This is a genomic window from Actinotalea sp. (genome assembly GCF_035443605.1).
GTDB lineage: Bacteria > Actinomycetota > Actinomycetes > Actinomycetales > Cellulomonadaceae > Actinotalea.
Genome location: NZ_DAORSQ010000195.1, coordinates 1 through 2,391, shown reverse-complemented (window position 1 = coordinate 2,391; position 2,391 = coordinate 1). Strand labels below are relative to the sequence as shown.

The following is a 2,391-nucleotide window of genomic DNA, read 5'->3' as shown; positions in this document are numbered from 1 at the left end:
TACGTCCGGGCGCGGGAACAGCACGAGGTGCTCGGCCTGCGCGGCGAGGGCGCGCAGCAGCCGATCGCGGAACCACAGGTGCTCCACCCGGTCTGCGTCGCCGAACGTGGTGCGGGTCAGGCTCCCGGCGGCCTCTCGGGCGGCGAGGAGCGCCTGCGGGTCCGGGGCCAGGGTGAGCACGACGGGGATGCCGAGCTCGGCGGCCACCTCGGCGGCGACCAGCGACCCGACGTCAGCCATCCGCAGGTGGATGACGTCGACGCGCCCGGCGGCACGCAGGACCCGCCGGATGCCGCGCCGCGCCTGGACCCGGAGCGGCCACGCCATCGCCGCCCCCGTCGACGGCCCCCGCAGCGGGATGCGCGCGTAGTGGTGGCCCCGGCCGGACAGGGCCGGCGACCCGACAGCGGTCGTCCCGTCCCTGCTGCCCGAGACGGTGATGACCCGCTCCACCCGAGGCACCTGCCGCACCAGGGCGTCGCCGAGGTGCACGAGCAGCGTGGCGACGCCACCGGTGTCACCCTGCCCCGAGTGGCGCAGGCTGCCGTCCAGGTCGCCGTGGAGGAAGAGCTGGACGACCGTGAGGCCCTGGTGGCCCCGTGGGGCCGGCTCCGTCGCGGGCTCGTCGTCGAGGGCGGCCTGTGCCGCGGCTCGCACCTCGGCCGCCTCGGTGTCGTCACCCCTGACCCGCAGGAGCAACCGGGTGGCCGCCGGCCCGGGCACGAGCCCCACCGTCTCCACCAGGCGCGCGCGGGCCCCGGAGTCGCCCTGCGACGTGAGCGCGGCGGCCAGCGCGTCGTGGACGGCATCCGGAAGGGCGACCGCCCACGCCTCGAGGGTGCGCTGCGCCAGCATCCCGGTGAAGCCACCGTCGGCGACGTACCGGACCAGCGGCGAGAGACCCGGGACGTGGGGAGCCACCCCAGCGAGGGCCTCGACGGCGTGCTCGGCGACGTACGCACGGTCGTCGTCGAGCAGGGCCACGAGATGACGTGCAGCCTGCGCACCACCCTGCGCACCGAGGGCGCGCACCGCCGCGATCGCCGTGACCGGATCGGCGTCGCCGGTGCCCGCCACGAGCACGTCGACGTCGTGCCCGCTCGCGGTCCGCGCGGCGACGTCGAGGAACTCCCCGGCCCGCATCCCCTCGAGGATCGTGGGGGAGGATCGCACGGTGGCGAGGGCTGCGACAACATCCATGCCCATGACACTAGGCGACTATCGTCGAAACTTCGTCTAAGGTTACACAGGACCTCCGCCGGCCCGCCCGGAGGTCAGCCCTCGACGACCAGGCCCATCGCGCTGAGCAGCCCCGTCGCCGCCGTGGCCTCCACGCGAAGTCCCCGTACCCGGTTCTGCGACGGGTCAAACCCGTAGCCCGTGGCGCCGACCAGGCTGGCCCCGCGCAGGTCGGTGCCGACGAACACGGCAGCGCCGAGGTCGGACCCCGCGAAGTCGACCCGCTGCACGTCGGCACTGCCGAAGTCGGCCTCACGCAGCGAGCAGTCGACGACGCGAGACCCCGCGATCGCCGCCTCCTGGAACGAGGCCAGGTCGAGCCGGCAGCGCTCGAAGTCCCACGGGCGGACCGAGAGGGCCGCGGCGGCCGCGCGGGTCCACGTCACCGCGAGCGCCGTGCAGTCGAGGAACCGGCAGTCCACGAAGCGTGACCCGTCGAGGTCAACCCGGTTGAGGTTGCAGCCCGTGAACACGCAGTCGGTGAACGTGCAGCCGCGCAGCACCGCTCCCTCGAGCACGGCGCCCTCGAAGCGGCAGGCCTCCAGCTCGACCCCGTCGAGCACCTCCCCCGGGGCCAGCCCCTCCGTGAGGGTCAGGTCGACCGCGTACCCGCCGACGTCGGCGAGCCGGTCGACCAGGGATGCCGTCCCGCTCACCGGTGGGTGTGGGCGCTGGCGAGCGCGCGCAGCTGCTCGATGGCCGCGGACGCCGACTCGGCGCCGTACACCGCCGAGCCGGCGACGAAGACGTCCGCACCGGCATCCGCACACTGTTCGATGGTCGAGGCGGACACCCCGCCGTCGACCTGCACCCACACCTCGCCGCCGAAGCGGCGCACGGCGTCGCGGACCTGCGAGACCTTGGGCATCTGGTCGGCCATGAACGACTGGCCACCGAACCCCGGTTCGACGGTCATGACCAAGACCATGTCGACCTCGGGCAGGAGGTCCTCGTAGGGCGCGAAGGGGGTTGCCGGCTTGACCGCGAACGCCGCCCGGGCCCCGGCGGCGCGGATGGCGCGGGCGGTCGCCACGGCATCCGCGACGGCCTCGATGTGGAAGGTCACCGACCGGGCCCCGGCCTCGGCGTACCCCGGTGCCCAGCGGTCGGGGTCCTCGATCATGAGGTGGCAGTCGATCGGGATGGGCGACA

At 74.4% G+C, this 2,391-nt stretch carries 3 protein-coding genes; all 3 read right to left on the bottom strand.

The annotated features are described in order from the left end of the window. The coding region (locus PKY62_RS13070; RefSeq protein ID WP_324537656.1) for a HEAT repeat domain-containing protein at positions 1 to 1,200 on the bottom strand (1,200 nt) is incomplete at its 3' end. A gap of 74 nt (positions 1,201 to 1,274) precedes the next feature. After that, complete coding sequence (locus PKY62_RS13065) at positions 1,275 to 1,895, bottom strand: pentapeptide repeat-containing protein (protein ID WP_324537655.1); 621 nt, start codon at positions 1,893 to 1,895, stop codon at positions 1,275 to 1,277. Further along, positions 1,892 to 2,391: ribulose-phosphate 3-epimerase (locus PKY62_RS13060; RefSeq protein WP_324537654.1), on the bottom strand; the 500-nt coding region annotated here is incomplete at its 5' end. The genes PKY62_RS13065 and PKY62_RS13060, both read right to left, overlap by 4 nt.